The organism is Kineothrix sp. MSJ-39 (assembly GCF_018917935.1).
In the GTDB taxonomy this organism is placed as follows: domain Bacteria; phylum Bacillota; class Clostridia; order Lachnospirales; family Lachnospiraceae; genus CAG-194.
In genome coordinates, this window is sequence record NZ_JAHLPN010000003.1 from 38,956 (window position 1) to 56,265 (window position 17,310).

Consider the following 17,310-nt stretch of genomic DNA (forward strand, 5'->3'; position numbering starts at 1 on the left):
CTCTTAAATCAGTGTGCTAAACACATTTGTCACCTTATTAGCATCTGAATTCACTAAATCACGCATTCTTTTTCTTGCACTGTCATCTCTTTGGTTGTATTTCTGATTAAATTCACTATATGCAACTGACAATAATCCATCTCTTATTTCGCGTAAATTTTCATATGCCAGCTCCGATTTTATGCAATACTGAATTCCCAGACCTCCCAAAGAAAGAAGTTCTTCTAGGATCTCGACGTCAATATTATCCCTTACAAACTCTTTGGCTATATAAAAATATGACGCATTTGCTCTCCAGCCCTTAATCACATCATAATTGCTGGTATCTATGCCATATTTGTCTATAAATTTTGCAGCCAATATTTTATATCTTTTTGACTCTGCCGCAGCTCTGTGCTTCATCAATTCTGCCAACCACGCCATGATAGAAGCCTCTTGATAATCAAATATTTTCAGTGAATCGCAATCCAATTCATACTTATGCACCCATCCATTTGCCTCCTGTGGTCTGCAAACCGCCCACTCTTTGGCAAGCTCAATATTCTCAGTCAAATAAAAGCCTTTTCCATAATCATGCTTTTCCTCTCCACCGCCAAATACCGGTGTTACTATTTTGTTTGGAGTACCATGATACAATATAATCTTTCCCATTCCATATCCTCCTAAACAAACATGTTTTGAAGCATGTATTTCTTTATTTTTTTCAATTCTTCACACTTATTCTGGTGAAGAGTGATGAGGTGATCGAGATTAATAAAATAATCTACTATTTTGTCTTGTTCCATCCTGTTTGGGAATGGAACAATCAAATTTTTTATCTCCTCATTATGGATATGAACTACTGACTTTCCCTGTGCTTTTTTTGCCAATTCTCGTTGCGAATTTCCATTAGAAATAGAAATTGCCATAAAAGCAGAATTAATATCCTTATTCGGCATCACAACATTTAAGTCTCCGCCAAGCAAAATCCCTGATTTATCAACGGTTGCAGCTCTTGCAATATCTTCTGCTGTTTCACCTGATGCTGGTACAATAACTTCTCCGCCTTTACTATATACAGCTCCCTCTTTTGCCTCTACATAAGTATCCACATCAGAAATGCTAGTTTCATATTTTGTATATAGTCTACCATACAAGATAATCGGGGTTCCAGACTCTATTAAATCGCTCTTAGAATATCCATTGCCCTTACTAAATTCGGCTACATCATCTAACTTACGCTGTTCCCAATCGTCAGTAAAACCTTTAAATCTTATCTCTGGAACTTTTGACCCATTTTGAGGAAACATTTTTTGCAACATGTATTTTTTCAGTTTTTTTGTATCTTCACACTTTCGCTGGTGAAGAGTGATGAGGTGATCGAGATAATCAAAATATGCTCCGATCTTCTTCTGTTCTTCAATGTCTGGAACCAACAATTCTTGTTTATACAGTTCTTCCCAAACAATATTTTTTCTACAAATGCTTGCGCCCTCGGTCGATGCCCGCAGGAAAAAATTTTTGGTACTATCCCTTTTTACCCATGCTTGCATAAACAACGGATTGCAATCAACAAGTTCATAAACCTTGTAAGCAGGCGATATTATGCCATGTTCAAATCGTAAATTTACATTGCAATTTCCAAGATGTAAATTTTGTGCTGACAAAATCAAATCATTTTTTTTAACTTTTAAATACCCAACATTGGATGCCCCTCTAAAATGGCTAAACAATTCAGAATTAAGATACATACCATTTATAGCACAAGAAAGCAATGTGTCTTCATCCTCAACAGACGTCTTATTTTTCGTTTCATCTAACAAGCTTCCAAACTTACGCTGTTCCCAATCGTTATCGAACCCTTTAAATCTAATTTTCGGTTTTCCCATATTCATCACTCCTCCATCTTTTCAACAAGGCTATGCAGTGATGACATAATCTTTTCATCATCTGATGTCAGTTCTTTAAGAAGTGATAAAAACTCTGCCTGTGTTTTTTCGATTTCGTTATCTGTGTTGGAAATGCTTGTCAATAAATCATCCAGATCGATTTCTTCTTCTTTTTCAAAATTATCGACATAACGAGGAATATTTAAATTAAAGTCATTTTTCTCAATATCCTCAAAACTTGCCAAATAGGCCTCTTTTTCCACAGTTTTCCTGTCATTATAGAGGTTCATGACAGAATCGATATGTACATCCGTCATTGCATTCTGTTTTTTCCCTTTTTCAAACTTCTGAGATGCATCAATAAATAAAACATCCCTTCCCTCTCTATGCTTCTTTAACACAAGAATGCATGTTGGAATCGAAGTGTTGTAAAACAGATTAGCAGGCAAACCGATCACTGCATAAATATTGCCGGAACGAAGAAGTTTCTCTCTGATTTTTCCTTCTGCTGCACCACGGAAAAGGACTCCATGTGGTAATACGATTGCCATTGTTCCATCGCTTTTCAAATGATACAGTCCATGAAGCAGGAAGGCATAATCCGCTTTTGATTTCGGGGCAAGTACTCCATAGTCGCTAAATCTTTCATCCTGCAAAAATCCTGCTGCTGCACTCCATTTTGCAGAATATGGCGGATTCATAAGTACCATATTAAAATCTGTTTCTTCTCCGGTCGGCCAGTCTCCATCCAATGTATCACCATTCCGAAGCGTCTGATTTTCAGGTACTACACCATGCAGAAACATATTCATGCGCGCAAGATTGTAGGTAGAGGTATTTAATTCCTGTCCATAATATTTGATATAATTTGGCTCCACTGCATATTTCTTTGCATTCAATAACAGGGAACCTGAACCCATACATGGATCATATACGGATAATCCTTTTTTCTTCTCCTGTCCTGCAATTGCTATCTTTGTCAAAATTTTTGAAACTGCCTGAGGCGTATAGAACTCACCGGCTTTTTTACCTGTTTCTGAAGCAAATTGCCCAATTAAATACTCATATGCATTACCAAGTATCTCTGCATCTGAATGAAGCAGGTCTGCTTTGTCAATCTCTTTTATCAGATTAGAAATCGTATCACTTTGCTTCTGATCCCCTGTTCCTAACCGATTGGAATATAAGTCTATATCAGTAAACAAATCGGCAAACAAAGGATCACTCTGTTCTATATTATTAAATGCCTTTTGTAATTGCTCGCGGTTAAATGAATTATTCCGTGCTGCATCTGCAAAACATGTATATGTCAGATCCGGCTCTATTACATAGTGGCATTCTGATTTTATCTGCTCTTTTAATTCTTCAGCACTTTCATCTTCCAGAGCCTCTTTATATGCCTCTAATGCACTCCTTAAGCTATCCGGTTTTTCATCATAAATCAAATCGTATACTCTGATTAAAAACGAATCCGAAAGATACTTATAAAATACAATTCCAAGCAAATAGTCTTTATACTCATTTGCATCCATTTTGGATCGTAATATATCTGCTCCGCTCCACAACACGCTTATCAAATCTTTACTGTTTTCTGTCTCTGCCATATCCCTTTTTCCTCCAAATCGTACTATCTTGCGTTTGTATTAATCCCGACCTACATAACTAGCCCCCTGATATAATCATCAATATCCTGCACAATATAACGGTCTCCCATTGTATGCAGTGATTCAAAATATTTTGTAATATATCCATAAATACCATATGTTTCAAAGATCTTTGCTACTTCTGCACCCGAAAGTCTTTTATAATAACGATACCTTTCCATGCAATAAATCACGAAGTTGGATTCTTTGCTCATCTCTTACGCCTCCTCCGGGTAATCATAAGAACCAGTTAAAAGTTCATCCTGATACATAGTATATAACGTCAATGCACTATAGTGCCATAGCTTGGACTTTTCGTCCGAAAGCTCCTGATAAAGTCTGGAACGATAAAAACTGGCAATAGCCTTATCAACATCCACATTACTGTTTTTTGTAATTTGTTCAATAATAGGTGGCACAATAACAGCTAGCATTGCACTGAATTGATCCTCATTCATACAAGCTCCCTCCCCTCAAAATGTAAGTATGGAAATCCCTTTTCTGTTGCAAACACCAGTTGATTAAACAATTTCCGAATCTTAAGTGCCGTTAATGTTTGCTCTTTGTCTAATACCCCTGTCATATAGAGGGCAATTGTACGATACACATCATCATTTGCCACTGCGCCATAAATCAGGTCATACTGTTTTCCCTGATATTCCCCTTGACGGTTTGCAGCCACAAAGTCCAGCCACGCTTCATCCGGTTCATCAAAGCAAAGCAGGCTACACTCTTTGAATGCTATATTCTCATTTATTGAATAGACATTTAAAGTAGCCTCCCCTGTTTTTCGGCGATCTGTGACTTTTTGTGCAAAGTTCACTGCCTGATCACGGTTGGTTGTAGTATAGAATCCGAAACCGAAATCCAGATAACGATTTTGTTTAATGAGCTTCGGCTTGTCTACAATAACATTACTTCCGTGATACAAAATCATATAAAATACCCTCCTATTTTCTCTTTTAATAAATGTGTCATTCATTTTGTGCTGTATACAGCACTATGTTTTCGTTTTTTCTTTATTATGTTAATATTTCCGGTGTTTTGCAACACCTTTCTGTCCGTTTTTCATTATTTTAAAGTCTATTCGGCCACTTTTCATACAAATAGTATTAGTCAACCGCACAATTTATATTTTTATGTAACTTTTTTCCTTTTTCACATGTATGATAAGTGAAAGGTCTTTCAGGAAAATGCAACAACAAAGGAGTTCGTATGAGACAACCGTTACAGGAATTGATCACGTGCTATCAGAAGAATCTGTATGCAGCCGCATTTAGTGTCTGTAAAAATGCAGAAGATGCAGAGGACGCTGTGCAGGATACATTCATTCAATATCATATCAGCAAAAAAGAGTTTGAAAGTGAACAGCATATCCGCGCCTGGCTGCTACGCGTCGTGATCAATAAAGCAAAAAATGCAAATCTGACATTTTGGAGAAACCATAAAGTCCCTTGGGAAGACTATTTGGAGCAGATCCCGTTTGAAACCGGGGATTCACAGGATCTGTTTGAAGCGGTCATGAAGCTGCCCGAAAAATACAGGATCGTGATCCATCTGTTTTACTACGAGGACTATTCCATTGCAGAAATTGCGGATATTTTAAAGTTGTCGCAAAGCAACGTGAAAGTACGATTGTCACGCGGAAGAACAATGTTGAAAAGTCAGTTACAGGAGGAATGGAACGATGACAAATAAAGAAAAATACAAACAGGCATTTTCAGGTTTACAGACCTCCGGGCTTAATGAATTGGAGGTCAGAAAGATGGCAATGGCAAAGAAAAAACATATTACAAAAATAGTGGCAGCCGCAGCAGCCGTAAGTGTGTTATTACTTGGTGGCACAGGAACTGCCTATGCAATGAATGTCGGTGGAATCCAGCGGACAGTGCAGCTTTGGCTGAACGGTGATCAGACAAGTGCAACCTTAGAGCTGAACTCAGACGGCAGTTATGATATCTATCTGGCAGGAGATAAAGAAAACTCCGTCATGAGCGGTGGTGGCGTTGCTTACGAATGGAACGGAAAAGAGCGTCCGCTTACCGAGGAAGAGCTCATGGAAGAAGTTCAGGATCAGCTCAATGCACCGGAAGTGGAATATGAAGAAGATGGTACAGTCTGGGTATATTATCACGACCAGAAAATAGAGATCACGGATCGTTTTGACGATGAGGGTATCTGTTATGTGAAACTGGTAGATGGGAATGATGTTTCCTATCTGACTGTCAAATATGACAATGGATATGCATGGTCGGAAGATAAATATGCAGATCCCCAAAGCTTCAACTAAAAACAGAGGCGGAAGGCTTGTTCAAAAGCCTTCCGCATTTTATTATCCTGATAAACAATAATTTACCACTGTGAAACAAATTCCAGTGTCTTCTGAAGCGAATCCAGTCGTGCCTTCAGCCCCGGTTCTTTATTCTTACCGCGGTCGCCTTTAAACATCTTTGTCTGTCCAAATTCCATCGGTACAAACATATGTCCGCCATACTCATAACTCAGATGCTGGTATGCATATGGGAAATCATGCTCCTGTAACCGCTTCATGATCTGCTTTGCTGCTTCCTCCGAGGGCCACATATTGTCCATTTTAGAAGAGATCAGCAGAATCGGTCCCGTGATTTTCTCTGCCCGGATCACTGCGTCAGGGTTCGGGTTCTGCACAAGCGGCAGATAAAGATCGGTCATTGTTACATCCCTGATCCGGATACTTTTCCGCAAGATCTGTCCAAGTGGGAATTTCTCTGTTACATAAGAGGAATAAGGAATTTCTTTCCCGTGGAAACTCCAACTGCTGCCCGGTATAAAAGCGATGCCTTTTTCCTTAACAAATCCCTGACATACGGTATTCATCGGTGAAACTGCAACCACTGCATTGACAAGTCCCGGTAAAAGGCTGCCTGCTAATAGTGCCAGCTCCGCTCCTTTGGAAATGCCCCACAGACCGATTTTTTCATAGCCCATATCGTGCAGCCGTTTTGCTGCTGCCTCCAGACAATCAACCGGTACACGGGAAAACTGTTTGGGAAGTCCTTCTTCCAGTACATATGCCAGAGCTAAAGTTGTCAGCCCCTGCGCCCGAAATGTTTCTGCCAGCACTTTAGCCAGTTCGATTCCGCCATCACTGCCGCTGAAACAGATCAGTGCTTTCCCCGGATATCGGTCTGTTGACGGGCAGAACAGTTCTCCAAAAAAACCGTCTTTTTCCACGCGATATGTTTTATTTTCCTCTTTAGACATCGTCTTTTGTCCCTCCATATTTTATCTCATTTCCGCCTACGAAATAAAGTGTAGCACACGGCCTGTATGGGAACAAGCGAGCGAGGTTCTTATAGATAAAATATGATCAATTAGAAAGCAGTGGACACATGCCGACCAGAACAAGCAGCATTCCCACCACCGAACACACCGCAACCTTTTCACCCAAGATCACATAGGAAAGCAGCGCAGCCACAACAGGAGTCAGGTAGGCAAGGTTAGAAAGAATACCAACCTCGGACAGCTGAAGCGCCCTGCCCCATGCAAAAGTCGCCAGTGCATCAATAATCAGCCCCAGCCATAACATTCCCGCCCATGTGCAACCGGACATAGGCGCTATCTCACCGGATGCAAGCAGAAACGGGAAGGAACAAACCGCAGTAACCGTAAAATACACTGCTGTACATAATATCTGATCCAGTCCTTTCTTTTTATTCAGGACATTAAAGATCCCGTAACAAACGGCACCTGCAATACATAATAGGACTCCCACCATATCCTCCAGTACCAGACCCTTTCCTCTGGTTGAAATGAGCACAACACCTGAAAAGGAAAGCAGGATTGCCAGCCAGTCTGCCGCTTTGATTTTTTCGTGCAGCATTACAGCCGCACAAATAGTTGCCATAATAGGCCAGAGATAATTGATACTGCATGCATCGGCTGCTGAAAGCCGCCGTAAACTCGCATAATAAAACGCTGAATACAGAAAGTTCCCGAGGAATCCCAAACCGATCAACTGCCAAAGATCAGCCCAGGACAATGAGGAAAACATCCGGATCCGTCCGCTGCAAAAAAGATAAGTGTAAAGACATCCTGCTGCAATCAGCGAACTGATAAACAACACCTGCATATTGGAAATATCAGTCAGTGTCAGTTTTGTCACCGCCGGTAAAGTGCCCCAGCAAAAGATTGTATACGCTGCCAGCCAATATTGTTTTTTCATAAGTATTCTCCCTTGTTTATCATTTGGAGAGAGTATAGTATACTATAAAAAAAGAAACTGTAGCACATGCTACAATTTCACAAAACAATGAGGAACTATCTATGGCAAAATTATCCAGTAAATTTTATCCGCTTTTTGAAGAAGTGGGCACAGAATTTGTGATTCGGTCAGGTCATGTCCTGTATATGCAGGGAGATCAGTCTTCCAATCTGTATCTCGTAAAATCCGGACGAGTGCGGATGTTCTACATCAGTGAAAATGGAAAAGAGATCACATACCGCATCATCGGAGAAGGCCAACTGATCGGAGAAGCTGCTTTTCTGAGTCATTTGCAGCAGGCAACCATATCTGCTGTCACAGACACCACCCTGATCACTTGTCCGATCAAGTCACTCTATCCGCATATTTGCAGACACAGCGAGCTGAACCAGATCATTTTTGAACTGTTGACCGAAAATTACACGCAATTATGTAATCAGATAAAAAGGCTCACGATCAATGACAGTGCCAAAAGAGTTGCTAGCTATCTGCTTGACCTGACAAAGCAGGATCAGGAAGAACTTGGCATCATCGATCATACGCTTCCTTATACACAAGAAGAACTGGCCGTCTGTCTGAACCTGCACCGCACCACGGTCGCAAGAGTGCTTGCAGATTTTGCAAAACGAGGGCTTGTCCGCCTGCAATACAGGAAAATACAGGTTCTTGACAGGGAGGGGCTGCGTGCTATATAGCCCACTTCCCGCATGCAGAATAACCCCTGAAAAACACTCAAATATGAAATACAGCTTTTGTTTTTGATGCTGTAAACTGAATGATCGGTCCGGAAATCAGGATTGTTACGATCGTACAGATTCCAAACTTTCCACCTAATAAAACACCGCTAATAACCATTACTGCATCCAGCAGGATCCGTACTGCTTTTACCTGCCAGCCGTTCTTTTCCGCAAGGGAAAATGTCAGTGCCTCATAGGAACCGCGTCCCAGAGAAGCTGCTGCGTAAAAGCCGGTTCCGATCGCAAAAAGCATGATTCCCAGCAGCATAAGCAGTGCATTGATCCACATATGTGTGCTGTATACATGTACCTTTGCAAATAAATCTACACAGAAACTATATACGATCTGATAAAGGACCGTACCAATATGGATCTGTGACCTGTCATAAAATAATACAAATACGAGCATCACTACAGCTACGATCAAAGATGCCATACCTATACTGATGTGAAAAGTTTTAGAGATTCCCTGCCATAATACCGCCAAGGTTGCACCACCGAATCCCGCATACATTGCAAGTGTAATGCCATAGGCAGCAATGATCGAACCGATAACTATGATCATTATTTTTTTCATCCACTCTGTTTTACGCATTATGACATCTCCCAACCTTCACTTCTCTTTCTTATCGTAATCTGCGTTCTTCTTCCAGATCACGTTCATCAATCACACGATCTTTATAATAATATATTTGATCCTGTACGCATATCATATATCAAATCCCATGCTTCCTCATCAATTTCTTCCTTATGGAACACTTTTTTTCTGTCATCTTCTGTAATTTTGCGGATCACACGGCATGGATTCCCTGCTGCGATCGACCAGTCAGGGATATCTTTTGTAACAACACTTCCCGCACCAATCACCACATTATCTCCAATATGTACGCCCGGACACACTACCGTGTTTCCTCCCAGCCATACATTATCTCCAATCGTTACCTCCTTCCCATATTCAAACATCGTATTTCGTGTATCCGGGTGAACCGGATGCCCGGCTGTATAAATCGCTACATTAGGTGCCATAAAGCAGTTATTTCCAATCTTTACCCTTGCCACATCTATAATGGTACAATTATAGTTTGCGAAGAAATTCTCACCGACCTCAATATGCGAACCATAATCACAGTAAAAAGGAGGGTTAATGGTACAATCCTTTCCTGACTTACCAAGAAGATCTTTTACTATTTCTGCAATTTCATCAAAATTGGAACGATCTGCAAAATTTAATTTCTGCAATTTCTTTCGGCAGACACTTTGTTCTTCCATAATTGCTTCATCGGTGACATATAAAAGCTGCATATCTCTTCTTTTTTTCATATCCATATATTCTGATCCTCCGATTCCGTTATAAGGGAAACTTTTCTATTCATTATAAAAATATACAATCCTAATTGATATTTCTATCAAAATCAACCATAATAATATAACAATCGTTCGCACAGGAGACAAAAACTGATGGAAATATGTCCAAGTACTGTTTTAAATTCAGACGCATCTGAAAATGTTGCCTATAACAATCCGGATTTTCCCGCCTATATCAAAAAAGGACAGCTCTCAAGCTATCCTGATTTTCGTGCAGTCAGTCACTGGCATGATGATCTGGAATTTATTCTGATTTTAAACGGTCATATGTCTTATGATGTCAATGGGCAAAAGCTTTCTTTGCAGACAGGAGAAGGGATTTTCGTAAACAGCCACTGCTTTCATTATGGCTATTCCGATGCCCATACAGAATGCCTTTTCATCTGTATTCTGCTCTCTCCCAAGTTACTTTCCGTAAATACTTATTTTACAGAGAATTGTTTGAATCCTTTACTACAGAACAGAAATTTCCCCTATCAGAAATTAAGTCCGGCTGTGCAATGGCAGAATTCTGTTCTGCAAGATCTTGCAATGCTTTACGAAAACAATACGGATGCCATACAGCCATATATCATTCTGGAAAAAACTGTTCATATTTTCAGACTGCTTTTTGAAAATATGAATTTTATTCCTGATTACCATAAAAATACTGCAGATATTCTGGCCTTAACTGCCATGATCGGATATGTACAAAAGAATTATCCCGGCAAAATTCTGCTTAAAGATATTTCATATGCCGGGAATTGTTGTAAGACAAAATGTACCTCCCTTTTTCAGAAATACCTGCATACTTCCCCTATGCTATATCTAAACAGGTATCGTCTGGAAAAATCTGTTTTTCTGCTCCAAAACACAACCATGTCCGTTACAGAGATCGCATATACATGTGGTTTTTCAAATACCAGCTATTTTTGTGAGATTTTTCACAAGTATTACAATACCACGCCCGGAAAGTTCACAAGCCAAAACAAGTAAGCCCGTGAAACAGATTTTCTATCTCTCACTCTCATCCATATACGCAGCCGTCTTCTGCATGATATCCCTCATGATCAGAAGATCCTGCTCCACATCTCCCGTTTCCATCGAGTGATCTGCATGCTCCGTCAGATATAGTGGCAGATTTCTCTGCCTGCATGCTGCCTTGATCTTCTCCGTCTCCGCCCATGGATCTGCCGTTCCATGAAATACGATCCCGGTCTGTCCGATCGCATCAAACGATTCCACAACCGGCGTATAATAAATCTGTCCAGGGAAAATTGCAAGCTGATTTGCATAAGCTGCTGCCACAGCGGTTCCAACGCTTTTGGAAATAAAGAGCACTTCATCGTAAGCTGCAAAATCGATTCCCGAAAGTTGCTCCGTCGTATAAGTAAGCGCCAGTTCAAAAGCCTTACGCATCTTTTCGGCATTTCCCTTTACCCCGGATGGCAATGATCCATATTTCACTTCTACGATTTCATATCCCCGTTTCCTTGCCAGCTTTTTACTGTAATATAATAATGGCTTGTCTGTATGATATCCGATCCCCGGAAACAGCACCGCGATTTTCTTTTTCATATCTGGGTTCCTTCCTTCATCACTTTTTTCGTGCATATCACAATCTTAAAAATGCCAGGGCAGATAGGCTGCGCCGATCGCCAGCAGAACCGCCGGAAGCATATTGGCAACCTTTAATTTCTTGCCCCATACCAGATTGATACCGATACAGAAGATCAGCACCGATCCGATCAGCGATAAGTAAGCCACCGCCGCTTCTGTCATGACAGGTGAAACCAGCTTTGCAAGCAGTGTGATACAACCCTCAAAAACAAAGACCGGAATCGCAGAAAAGGCTGCTCCTTTTCCCATGGAAGAGGTCATAACAGCCACAATGATAAAATCCAAAACTGACTTGACTGCCAGTGTGGAATAATCGCCAAGAAGTCCATCTTGTATCCCACCGACGATCGCCATAGCACCGATCGATACTGTAAGAGAAGTTGTGACAAATGCATTGACAAAGCCGACATCACCGCTGTTTCCGGTTTTTCTTTTCAGCCATTCACCAAACTGCTCAAATCCGTTTTCAATACCGATCAGTTCTCCGATCATTGTACCAAGTGCAAGGCAAAGCACGACCAGCATAGATTTTCCACTGCTGATCGTAGAGCCGTCTATTTGCAGCATGCCTTCCATTGCACCGGCGATCGCAATAAAAAGGACACTGACGCCGCAGGCTTTGTTTAATGCTTCCTGCTGCTCCTGCCTGAATAATTTTCCTGCAAAATGTCCTGTAATGCCTCCTGCCACTATACTGACACTGTTAATCACTGTTCCAAATCCTATCATTGGTTTCCTCCGTGTGCAGATTTCAATCATATTTCTTCTGATCGCACACACGTATTGTAACATTCTCTGGCTCTTTTTTCATGGATTTTCTGCAATTTCCGCGTATTTTGCCATATAAAATTATCTTTTATTTCTTCAGGAACAAGCAATTACCAGATTTTCATCGCATGCTGCATAACAAGACTTACGATCGTGATGCCGCACCAGCAGGAAGCACCTACCAGGATCGGTTTTCCGCCCGTTTTGATCAGCCGGATCACATTACTGTTCAATCCGATCGCTGCCATCGCCATTATGATCATAAACTTGGACAGCTCTTTAAGCGGCTGAAATGCACCTGCATCGACGCCCATATGTACACAGACTGTTGTAATGATCGCTGCGATCACAAAATACAGGATAAACATCGGAAATGCTCTCTTTAAGCTGAACTTTGCCGTCTGCTTTTCTTCTTTCGCGCTTTTCTTCGCCTGTATCAGAGATAAACCGAGTGTGATCGGTATGATAGCAAGCGTTCTTGTCAGCTTCACCGTAACCGCTTTGTTCAGCGTTTCACTTCCAAGATTCCACATACTGTCCCATGTAGATGCTGCTGCAGTGACAGATGATGTATCGTTGATCGCCGTTCCCGCAAAAATACCAAATGCATCTCCATGCAGCGTGTCAAATCCAATCACTTTCCCGAGTAGCGGGAAGAAAATTGCCGCAAGCACATTGAAAAAGAAAATGACCGCGATCGACTGTGCGATTTCATCGTCGTCCGCATCAATAACAGGTGCGGTCGCTGCGATTGCCGAGCCTCCGCAGATAGAAGATCCCACACCTACCAGGATGGATGTATTGGCAGGTACTTTGAGCACTTTTTGCAGGATCCACGCGATAACAAGTGATGTTGTGATCGTACAGAGGATGATCGGCAGGGATTGTTTTCCTGTCTGGAAGATCACTCCAAGATTCATGCCAAATCCGAGCAGTACAACCGCCGTCTGCAGGATCATCTTGGAAGTCCATTTGATCCCCGCCTCAGCTTTTCCCTTCTTATTCCAGAACATTGCAATGATCATACCCGCTATGATCGCGATCACTGCTCCTCCTACCACCGGAAATGCCTTTCCAAGCAGCCACGATGGAATGGCTATAGCAAGGCAGACCAGAATGCCAGCTCCGTTTTTCTTCATAAAATTCATTTGTTGATAACCTCTCTTTCTTTTCTGTAAGAGATTGTATCACTGGACAACAATAAGGTAAAATTATATAATTCTATTGAACAATAAATATTTTTTATCGTCGAGGAGATCCTATGCTTGATTTTAGAACAGAGACATTTCTCACAGTATGCCAGACAATGAATTTTACTGCAGCCGCCAGAAAACTAAATATCACACAGCCGGCTGTTTCCCAGCATATCCGCTTTTTAGAAGAGCAATATCATACGTCACTCTTTCACTATCAAAACAAACAGCTTTTCCTTACCCGCTCCGGTGAAATATTGCACAAACATCTGTTGACAATGAAAAATGATGAAAAAGCTGTCATGGCTGAATTAAAAAGCAGTTCTACCGGCATAGAATCTTTGTCGCTCGGAGTTACCATGACGATCGGGGAATATGCTATTGTTGATAAACTTGCTAACTTTCTGATCCATCATCCCGAAATCAATATCCACCTGCATTATGGAAATACTTCCCAGCTTCTGAAGCTGCTTGACAGTGGCCGGATCAGCATGGCTATTGTGGAAGGGAACTATCCGAAAGAAGTCTATTCCCATAAAAAATACAGCACAGAGGACTATATTGCTGTCTGTGCTGCATCACATCATTTCGTTTCAGACGATCCGCATATGATCAAAGATCTGGTAAAGGAGCGTCTTCTTGTCCGTGAAAAAGGCTCCGGTACCAGAAATATTCTGGAACAGAGTTTAGTTGCCCGTGGCTTACAGATTTCCGATTTTATCCATTATACCGAAGTGGAAAATATGCATACGATCATCGGTCTGTTAAAAAGAGATTGCGGGATATCTTTTCTGTATAAAATTGCTGTCGAAAATGAATTACAGTCCGGTGTTTTAAGAGAAATCCCCCTGACAGATTTTAAAATGCAGCATGACTTTGATGTCATCTGGGAAAAACGCAGCATTTATACAGATAAATATCTTTCCATCTGTGAAGAATTTATTTAAGGCATTCCTTTTGGTAGAATTTCTCGATCCGTGATACTGTCTGACCATCGCTGTATCCACGATCGAATACACGGATGTGATCATATCACTGCCAAACGCCGTCAGCAGATATTTCAAATAGATTGGTTTAATCTTTCCGTTCAAAAAATCCGTTTTGTCTTTCTCACTTTCGCACCTTGAACAAAAAAACTACTGTATACAGTCCATGATCAGTTTCTGGCATTTGTCATAGCCAAGCTGCGAGCTGTTCAGTGACAGTGTATAATTTCCTGCCATGCCCCATTTCTGATCGGTATAAAAATTGTAATTCGTCATACGGCGTTTATCGATATCCGCCATCATTTTTACTGCCTCAGCTTCTGTGACATGATACAGCCGGCAGATCCGTTCTGTTTTTTCAGGCAGATCTCCATGGATAAAAACATTGAGAACATCCGCTCTGCCCTGCAGAATAAAATCCGCATTCCTTCCTATGATCACGCAGCTTTCCTTTTCCGCAATTTCCAGAATGACTTTTCTCTGTGCTTCATATACCAGATCCTCCACAGACTTTCCCATGCTGTCGCGCCCCGCAAATGCATAGGCAAATACCCCTTTCTTCGGAGATAATTCTGCATGTTCCCGAATGTACTCCGGCGAAAATCCCGACTGCTCTGCAATCTGTCCGATGATATCTTTATCATAATATTGTATCCCGAGTTTCTTTGCCACTTCTTCGCCGATAAAGCGTCCGCCACTTCCAAACTCTCTGCTGATCGTAATAATTTTCACTGCCATTTTGATTCCTCCCTATTTTAAACTGTCAACCTTCGTCTTTCTGATCCGCTTTAAAAATACATAGCCTGCCAGACATGCTATCAGTTCTGTGATCGGAAATGCCCACCAGATAAGCGACACATCTGCCTGTCCGTTTTTGACGATCACAGAAAAGATGCCTGCCAGCGGCAGTATGATAACAAGCTGTCTGAGCAATGAGATCACAAGTGATTCCAATCCGCCGTTCAGTGCCTGGTAAATTCCCTGGTAGGCAACGTTGATGCCCGCAAAGATAAAGCTGAGCGAGATTATCCGCATCGCTTCTATAAAATAAATTCTGGACTGTCCGGCATTAAATAACGTCGCAAACGCGCCTGGAAAAAGTTCCGTGATCGCCATGCCAATGACCATAAGAACCGCCGTATCAATAAGGCCATATCGGATACCATCCCGGATTCTCTTTTTGCTGTGCATTCCGTAAGCAAATGCAATGATCGGCGTGATCGCGTCACGCAGCCCAAAGGCAAGAAACAATACAAACTGCTGCACCTTATAAAACAGACCGTAAGCCGTCTGTGCAGCAGGGTTGAATTTCAGGATCAAATTCATCACATATACCATCACAGACATAAGTGCCTGCGCTATGATCGCCGGAAGTCCGATCGCATAAATTTCCTTTATGATCGCTGCATCCGGTTTCATGTAGCTTACTCCATGCGCAAATTCTTTATTTAATGTTACATGGAAAACAAAAAGCAGCACTGCTGATACGATCTGCCCGATCACAGTCGCATAAGCTGCCCCTTTCACACCCATTTCCGGTACAGGGCCAATCCCATAGATCATGATCGGATCAAGAATGATATTGATCACGGCTCCTGTGACCTGTCCGATCGTGGAATACAGGGAACGTCCTGTCGCCTGCAGCAGCTTTTCAAACAGGGAAAAGAATACGATACCCAATGAAAATACACAGCATATCCGCAGATAACTGACACCCATTGTCAAGACTTCCCGGTCAATCGTCTGCGACGAAATATATGCTTTTACGCCCCAAATGCCAAACAATAAGCAGAACACATAAATAATAGCACCCAGAAACAGACTGTTCCCTGCCACCTTTGCAGCCTTTTTCGAGTTACCCTGCCCTAACGTTCTTGCGAGAAGTGCATTGGTTCCCACACCGGTTCCGATTCCGACCGCCACCATGAGCATCTGCACCGGGAATACCAGTGTGAGCGCATTCAATGCTGCTTCGCTTCCCACCTTCATGTTTCCGACAAAGGCACTGTCCACAATATTGTAAACCGCCTGCAATGCCATCGATAAGATCATCGGTATTCCCATCTGCACCATGAGCTTATTGACCGGCATATCTTTCATTTTGTTACGCTCTGCCATTTTAACTGAATCCTCCTTTTCTACAAAAAAAGTGTGCACTTATCACACAAGTTGGACTTACGCTGATAAGCTACACACTTTTTCATGGCATATGATGAACACAGAGACGAAACACGCTTTGCGAGTTTCGCTCTGATTAGCGGTCGTCAAATGCACCGCATAAATGCGTGCATTTTCCTCGTCGCCATAACAAAAACGAGTAACAAACTGGATTTACGCAGATTTGCTACTCGTTCAATGCCTTATTATATTTCTCGTTTTTCAAAAAGTCAAATGAATTTTTTCACCGATAATCCCCCGATACCTCCAGAAAACTTCTCTTACCGCTGATATAATCTGCGTAAGCAAGCTCCGGTTCTTTTCCCCTGAATACCGTACACAGACCGCACATATCGCAGTCCGCGATGCATTTATACTTTTCTTTAATATATTGTCTTCTTTCTTCCTCTGTTGAGGCTGTTATTTCCGGTGCACCCATAGCCGATCACCTGATCATCCCGGTATTGCTCCGGTATTCTTCGTTCAGCTGCCGCAGTTCTTTTTCCCCGTTGATATATGGCTCATAAAAAGCATCTACCGGACCACCGCCCAGATTTTCACAGCCATTGCAGAAATCACAGGCTCCGCCGCACTGGTTCAGCCCTTCCTGTACGATTCGGATCCGTTCTTCTCTTGTTGTGTCTTTGATCAATAAACTTCTTCTTTCCATCACTGCATCATCCTTTCCCTTATAAGCTGTGGCTACATCATGCATTTTCCTCATCGCCATAACATAAAATGACCGCCTGCT

The 17,310-nt window shown here is 41.7% G+C and carries 22 protein-coding genes; 5 read left to right on the forward strand and 17 right to left on the reverse strand.

All coding sequences use genetic code 11. The features are described 5' to 3' along the window. Nucleotides 1-3 precede the first annotated feature (3 nt). From KQI22_RS03305 to KQI22_RS03330, 6 genes are read right to left on the reverse strand one after another with little or no spacing between them, the layout of a single operon-like run. Entirely contained in the window at nt 4-651 is a 648-nt protein-coding gene (locus KQI22_RS03305; RefSeq protein ID WP_216550658.1) for a DUF3990 domain-containing protein, read from the reverse strand. A gap of 11 nt (nt 652-662) precedes the next feature. Beyond that, complete coding sequence (locus KQI22_RS13785; protein ID WP_253293490.1) at nt 663-1,868, reverse strand: restriction endonuclease subunit S; 1,206 nt, start codon at nt 1,866-1,868, stop codon at nt 663-665. Nucleotides 1,869-1,873: 5 nt separating this feature from the next. Continuing rightward, entirely contained in the window at nt 1,874-3,472 is a 1,599-nt protein-coding gene (locus KQI22_RS03315; protein WP_216550659.1) for a type I restriction-modification system subunit M, read from the reverse strand. 50 nt (nt 3,473-3,522) lie between these two features. Further along, entirely contained in the window at nt 3,523-3,726 is a 204-nt protein-coding gene (locus KQI22_RS03320) for a DUF3791 domain-containing protein (protein ID WP_216550660.1), read from the reverse strand. Between the two features lie 3 nt (nt 3,727-3,729). Beyond that, nucleotides 3,730-3,969: a hypothetical protein gene (locus KQI22_RS03325; RefSeq protein WP_216550661.1), complete on the reverse strand. Its 240-nt coding sequence runs from the start codon at nt 3,967-3,969 to the stop codon at nt 3,730-3,732. Continuing rightward, entirely contained in the window at nt 3,966-4,493 is a 528-nt protein-coding gene (locus tag KQI22_RS03330) for a DUF3990 domain-containing protein (protein WP_253293491.1), read from the reverse strand. Before KQI22_RS03330 ends, KQI22_RS03325 begins: the two co-directional genes overlap by 4 nt. 233 nt (nt 4,494-4,726) lie before the next feature. Between KQI22_RS03330 and KQI22_RS03335 the strand changes: the two genes are divergently transcribed. Together KQI22_RS03335 and KQI22_RS03340 are read left to right on the forward strand one after the other, a co-directional pair. After that, nucleotides 4,727-5,209: an RNA polymerase sigma factor gene (locus KQI22_RS03335; protein ID WP_216550662.1), complete on the forward strand. Its 483-nt coding sequence runs from the start codon at nt 4,727-4,729 to the stop codon at nt 5,207-5,209. Further along, a complete protein-coding gene (locus KQI22_RS03340) occupies nt 5,199-5,801 on the forward strand; it encodes a hypothetical protein (protein WP_216550663.1) in 603 nt (200 codons plus the stop codon). Before KQI22_RS03335 ends, KQI22_RS03340 begins: the two co-directional genes overlap by 11 nt. 62 nt (nt 5,802-5,863) lie before the next feature. Here the strand turns inward: KQI22_RS03340 and KQI22_RS03345 are convergent, their stop codons facing one another. Beyond that, nucleotides 5,864-6,754: an acyl-CoA thioester hydrolase/BAAT C-terminal domain-containing protein gene (locus tag KQI22_RS03345; RefSeq protein ID WP_216550664.1), complete on the reverse strand. Its 891-nt coding sequence runs from the start codon at nt 6,752-6,754 to the stop codon at nt 5,864-5,866. A gap of 106 nt (nt 6,755-6,860) precedes the next feature. Further along, on the reverse strand, nt 6,861-7,715 hold the full coding sequence (locus tag KQI22_RS03350; RefSeq protein WP_216550665.1) for a DMT family transporter: 855 nt from the start codon (nt 7,713-7,715) through the stop codon (nt 6,861-6,863). A gap of 101 nt (nt 7,716-7,816) precedes the next feature. Between KQI22_RS03350 and KQI22_RS03355 the strand changes: the two genes are divergently transcribed. Beyond that, complete coding sequence (locus KQI22_RS03355; protein ID WP_216550666.1) at nt 7,817-8,449, forward strand: Crp/Fnr family transcriptional regulator; 633 nt, start codon at nt 7,817-7,819, stop codon at nt 8,447-8,449. Between the two features lie 37 nt (nt 8,450-8,486). Here the strand turns inward: KQI22_RS03355 and KQI22_RS03360 are convergent, their stop codons facing one another. Continuing rightward, nucleotides 8,487-9,086, reverse strand: a complete 600-nt coding sequence (locus tag KQI22_RS03360) for a YczE/YyaS/YitT family protein (RefSeq protein WP_216550667.1) — start codon at nt 9,084-9,086, stop codon at nt 8,487-8,489. A gap of 83 nt (nt 9,087-9,169) precedes the next feature. Beyond that, on the reverse strand, nt 9,170-9,817 hold the full coding sequence (locus KQI22_RS03365) for a sugar O-acetyltransferase (protein WP_216550668.1): 648 nt from the start codon (nt 9,815-9,817) through the stop codon (nt 9,170-9,172). Nucleotides 9,818-9,949: 132 nt separating this feature from the next. Here KQI22_RS03365 and KQI22_RS03370 point away from each other — a divergent pair, with 132 nt between their 5' ends. After that, nucleotides 9,950-10,831, forward strand: coding sequence for an AraC family transcriptional regulator (locus KQI22_RS03370; protein WP_216550669.1), 882 nt, complete (start codon nt 9,950-9,952; stop codon nt 10,829-10,831). Nucleotides 10,832-10,849: 18 nt separating this feature from the next. Here KQI22_RS03370 and KQI22_RS03375 read toward each other — a convergent pair whose 3' ends face one another. The 3 genes from KQI22_RS03375 to KQI22_RS03385 all read right to left on the reverse strand — a co-directional run bounded on the left by KQI22_RS03375 (nt 10,850) and on the right by KQI22_RS03385 (nt 13,371). After that, nucleotides 10,850-11,413 carry an alpha/beta hydrolase gene (locus tag KQI22_RS03375; RefSeq protein ID WP_216550670.1) on the reverse strand — a complete coding sequence of 188 codons (564 nt, stop codon included), beginning with the start codon at nt 11,411-11,413 and terminating at the stop codon, nt 10,850-10,852. A gap of 45 nt (nt 11,414-11,458) precedes the next feature. Beyond that, nucleotides 11,459-12,184: a DUF554 domain-containing protein gene (locus KQI22_RS03380; RefSeq protein WP_216550671.1), complete on the reverse strand. Its 726-nt coding sequence runs from the start codon at nt 12,182-12,184 to the stop codon at nt 11,459-11,461. 149 nt (nt 12,185-12,333) lie between these two features. Further along, complete coding sequence (locus tag KQI22_RS03385; RefSeq protein ID WP_216550672.1) at nt 12,334-13,371, reverse strand: YeiH family protein; 1,038 nt, start codon at nt 13,369-13,371, stop codon at nt 12,334-12,336. A gap of 113 nt (nt 13,372-13,484) precedes the next feature. On the opposite strand from KQI22_RS03385, the gene KQI22_RS03390 reads away from it, so the two are divergent. Next, nucleotides 13,485-14,363, forward strand: a complete 879-nt coding sequence (locus KQI22_RS03390; RefSeq protein WP_216550673.1) for a LysR family transcriptional regulator — start codon at nt 13,485-13,487, stop codon at nt 14,361-14,363. 189 nt (nt 14,364-14,552) lie between these two features. Here the strand turns inward: KQI22_RS03390 and KQI22_RS03395 are convergent, their stop codons facing one another. The 4 genes from KQI22_RS03395 to KQI22_RS03410 all read right to left on the reverse strand — a co-directional run bounded on the left by KQI22_RS03395 (nt 14,553) and on the right by KQI22_RS03410 (nt 17,289). Then, a complete protein-coding gene (locus KQI22_RS03395; RefSeq protein ID WP_216550674.1) occupies nt 14,553-15,140 on the reverse strand; it encodes a cytidylate kinase-like family protein in 588 nt (195 codons plus the stop codon). Nucleotides 15,141-15,152: 12 nt separating this feature from the next. Continuing rightward, nucleotides 15,153-16,520 carry an MATE family efflux transporter gene (locus KQI22_RS03400; RefSeq protein WP_216550675.1) on the reverse strand — a complete coding sequence of 456 codons (1,368 nt, stop codon included), beginning with the start codon at nt 16,518-16,520 and terminating at the stop codon, nt 15,153-15,155. A 283-nt stretch (nt 16,521-16,803) separates the two neighbouring features. Next, a complete protein-coding gene (locus tag KQI22_RS03405; protein WP_216550676.1) occupies nt 16,804-16,998 on the reverse strand; it encodes a hypothetical protein in 195 nt (64 codons plus the stop codon). A gap of 6 nt (nt 16,999-17,004) precedes the next feature. Further along, complete coding sequence (locus KQI22_RS03410) at nt 17,005-17,289, reverse strand: hypothetical protein (RefSeq protein ID WP_253293492.1); 285 nt, start codon at nt 17,287-17,289, stop codon at nt 17,005-17,007. Nucleotides 17,290-17,310 lie beyond the last annotated feature (21 nt).

What these genes read in the sequence shown, in the direction of transcription:
- KQI22_RS03320 (WP_216550660.1), bottom strand. Translation starts at nt 3,726, where the DNA reads ATGAGCAAAGAATCCAACTTCGTGATTTATTGCATGGAAAGGTATCGT.
- KQI22_RS03315 (WP_216550659.1), bottom strand. Translation starts at nt 3,472, where the DNA reads ATGGCAGAGACAGAAAACAGTAAAGATTTGATAAGCGTGTTGTGGAGC.
- KQI22_RS03395 (WP_216550674.1), bottom strand. Translation starts at nt 15,140, where the DNA reads ATGGCAGTGAAAATTATTACGATCAGCAGAGAGTTTGGAAGTGGCGGA.
- KQI22_RS03340 (WP_216550663.1), top strand. Translation starts at nt 5,199, where the DNA reads ATGACAAATAAAGAAAAATACAAACAGGCATTTTCAGGTTTACAGACC.
- KQI22_RS03350 (WP_216550665.1), bottom strand. Translation starts at nt 7,715, where the DNA reads ATGAAAAAACAATATTGGCTGGCAGCGTATACAATCTTTTGCTGGGGC.
- KQI22_RS03375 (WP_216550670.1), bottom strand. Translation starts at nt 11,413, where the DNA reads ATGAAAAAGAAAATCGCGGTGCTGTTTCCGGGGATCGGATATCATACA.
- KQI22_RS13785 (WP_253293490.1), bottom strand. Translation starts at nt 1,868, where the DNA reads ATGGGAAAACCGAAAATTAGATTTAAAGGGTTCGATAACGATTGGGAA.
- KQI22_RS03330 (WP_253293491.1), bottom strand. Translation starts at nt 4,493, where the DNA reads ATGAATGACACATTTATTAAAAGAGAAAATAGGAGGGTATTTTATATG.
- KQI22_RS03385 (WP_216550672.1), bottom strand. Translation starts at nt 13,371, where the DNA reads ATGAATTTTATGAAGAAAAACGGAGCTGGCATTCTGGTCTGCCTTGCT.
- KQI22_RS03400 (WP_216550675.1), bottom strand. Translation starts at nt 16,520, where the DNA reads ATGGCAGAGCGTAACAAAATGAAAGATATGCCGGTCAATAAGCTCATG.
- KQI22_RS03345 (WP_216550664.1), bottom strand. Translation starts at nt 6,754, where the DNA reads ATGTCTAAAGAGGAAAATAAAACATATCGCGTGGAAAAAGACGGTTTT.
- KQI22_RS03405 (WP_216550676.1), bottom strand. Translation starts at nt 16,998, where the DNA reads ATGGGTGCACCGGAAATAACAGCCTCAACAGAGGAAGAAAGAAGACAA.
- KQI22_RS03390 (WP_216550673.1), top strand. Translation starts at nt 13,485, where the DNA reads ATGCTTGATTTTAGAACAGAGACATTTCTCACAGTATGCCAGACAATG.
- KQI22_RS03360 (WP_216550667.1), bottom strand. Translation starts at nt 9,086, where the DNA reads ATGCGTAAAACAGAGTGGATGAAAAAAATAATGATCATAGTTATCGGT.
- KQI22_RS03305 (WP_216550658.1), bottom strand. Translation starts at nt 651, where the DNA reads ATGGGAAAGATTATATTGTATCATGGTACTCCAAACAAAATAGTAACA.
- KQI22_RS03370 (WP_216550669.1), top strand. Translation starts at nt 9,950, where the DNA reads ATGGAAATATGTCCAAGTACTGTTTTAAATTCAGACGCATCTGAAAAT.
- KQI22_RS03365 (WP_216550668.1), bottom strand. Translation starts at nt 9,817, where the DNA reads ATGGATATGAAAAAAAGAAGAGATATGCAGCTTTTATATGTCACCGAT.
- KQI22_RS03335 (WP_216550662.1), top strand. Translation starts at nt 4,727, where the DNA reads ATGAGACAACCGTTACAGGAATTGATCACGTGCTATCAGAAGAATCTG.
- KQI22_RS03380 (WP_216550671.1), bottom strand. Translation starts at nt 12,184, where the DNA reads ATGATAGGATTTGGAACAGTGATTAACAGTGTCAGTATAGTGGCAGGA.
- KQI22_RS03355 (WP_216550666.1), top strand. Translation starts at nt 7,817, where the DNA reads ATGGCAAAATTATCCAGTAAATTTTATCCGCTTTTTGAAGAAGTGGGC.
- KQI22_RS03410 (WP_253293492.1), bottom strand. Translation starts at nt 17,289, where the DNA reads ATGGCGATGAGGAAAATGCATGATGTAGCCACAGCTTATAAGGGAAAG.
- KQI22_RS03325 (WP_216550661.1), bottom strand. Translation starts at nt 3,969, where the DNA reads ATGAATGAGGATCAATTCAGTGCAATGCTAGCTGTTATTGTGCCACCT.